3 protein-coding genes are annotated in these 2,035 nt (G+C 38.9%); all 3 read left to right on the top strand.

Features of this window, described 5'->3' with window-relative positions; genetic code table 11:
* Positions 1-84: 84 nt before the first annotated feature.
* Entirely contained in the window at positions 85-753 is a 669-nt protein-coding gene (locus tag MTBBW1_RS27035; protein WP_080810076.1) for a hypothetical protein, read from the top strand.
* Between the two features lie 38 nt (positions 754-791).
* Positions 792-1,703, top strand: coding sequence for a radical SAM protein (locus tag MTBBW1_RS27030; protein WP_245809580.1), 912 nt, complete (start codon positions 792-794; stop codon positions 1,701-1,703).
* Between the two features lie 27 nt (positions 1,704-1,730).
* Positions 1,731-2,035, top strand: a 305-nt coding sequence (locus tag MTBBW1_RS28845) for a hypothetical protein (protein WP_080810072.1), incomplete at its 3' end; no start/stop codon positions are given.

Raw genomic sequence — 2,035 nt, 5'->3', positions numbered from 1 at the left:
TTAATAGAATGAAACATCTCAAAAATCAATACATTGGCTAACAAAACGGCTTTGTAATACAACCCTTTTATTATATGGAGGCTTATGAAATCACAATCTATATCCAAAGAAATAGTACGGCAGCCAGAAGTTCTGATATGGTATGGTAATCCATCGGATCATTCCGGTGCATATCATGTGATTTTAACTGTTGGTCTTGACGGAATACCTGTTGAAGTCGGTATTGAAAATCCAGACAACTGCAGGTTGGAAATACCTGGATTGCTGGATAGCGGATGGGATCCTAAACCGGAAGAGGTTGTGGCTGATTTTTTTGAGTCTGCTGAAACCTGTCGTCCAAAGAGCGGGGTTTACTTCAATAATGAGCGTGTAAATACTATTGAGGAATTTGCCATACAACTTGGCTCCTTCTGCTCTGAATCAGAAATTTTTTTTAATGACCCTTCCAATATTCCCTCAAAGATGGAATCATGTGAAGAAGCTTCTCTTTTAATTTACAGCCGAATTGACAACCAGATAGAATCGGATTTATATCAAGAGTTTTTTGATCCCGAAGAGGATGAGATGATGAAAAAACTGGGTGCACGTTTTTCAATGATCAGGCAGTTTTTGTTGTCTGGTTCCCATTCCGAGGGGTTCATCCAGTGCATTACAAGTGACTCATGGATAAGAGTTGACAATCTTACAGATATTTTCTGCCGGTGGCTCTGGGATTCGCCAGATAGAGTGGTTCGCACTATAAGCGATGGATGATATCCTAAAGAGAAAGGAAGAGAACTAAATTGAATGAAATGAGATCAGCACATCTTCCGTTTGGGGATTGGTGTTATTTTCCACGAAAATCTCTCAATATTGTTAAGCTTGCCCATAATCCCAATGCTTCGTGGAAACCTGTTCATATCTCCATTGCACTGACTTCCCGATGTGAAAAAAATTGTGACTTCTGCTATGCAGACAGCGGCAAAGATGGAGAAACCCTCTGGAAACTGGAAAATGTAGTCAAAATGGTTGAAAGCTGTGATAAAAATGGCGTTTTTGCAGTTACACTGGGGGGTGGAGAGCCAACTCTGTGGAATGATCCAACGGCAAAGGCAGATTTTTATGATCTTCTGAACGAATTAAGCTCCTTTGGCTGTGATCTCTCCTTTACAACATCAGCTGTACCAACGGTGGATTGGGCAAGAATTCCCCATACGGTAATTCCACGAATTTCCTTGCACCATCATAGGGAACTCGGCTTCATAAAAAATGAAATTAATAAAGCTGCTGAATGCAGGGGAACTATTCCCGCAGTAAATTTGTTGGTACGTAAAGGTGAAATTCCTGATTTATTGATTGCGGCTGAAAAATTGGTAAAAGCAGGTGTCACTGATTTTTTACTTTTGCCTTTAAGACCAATGGGAAGGGCCTCCGGTTTGGTCTCCACCTTTATTCCCACTGAGGATGAATTACATCAACTGGTGAAGTTTTTTCCAGCCCCCAATGTCAAACTCAGTTCATGCTATCGTCTGAAAAATCAAAAAGATACTTTTTTAGGATGTGGAGCCGCAGACTGGTTTGTCAGTATAGATGAAAAACTTTGTATCAAATCATGCTCTTTCATTAAAACAGGAAGAGTTCTTTCGCATTTCGAATATAGGGAAATTCTTGAGGCACTTCCTTTTCTGAAGCGACTTAAATGTCACAGTAAAAATCCTGAATGAACAAAAACGCAAAGAGATGAGAGTTATATGGGTAAAGTATTAGAAAATTTGAAATTGATATCTCTATATGATTTAAGAGATTTTAAAAACAATCTCATTAAAGAAGAAGAGATTAAGAAGATAGAGTTAGAGGATGTTATAGTTGATAGTGGTGCATCTATGCTTTGTCTATCAAAAGATATTATTGATCAGCTAAATCTTGAATTCTTGAAGATGACAAAAGTCAATACAGTAGATGACATTGTAGAACGCGGTATCTATGGTCCTGTAGTGTATGAGATAAAAGGTAGAGTAGCAAGAGGTGATGTGCTGGAGCTTGCTCATCCTAAGAT

It is taken from the genome of Desulfamplus magnetovallimortis, from assembly GCF_900170035.1.
In the GTDB taxonomy this organism is placed as follows: Bacteria; Desulfobacterota; Desulfobacteria; order Desulfobacterales; family Desulfobacteraceae; genus Desulfamplus; species Desulfamplus magnetovallimortis.
Note: the sequence above shows the minus strand (reverse complement) of the source record. Positions and strands in the feature narration are given on the sequence as shown.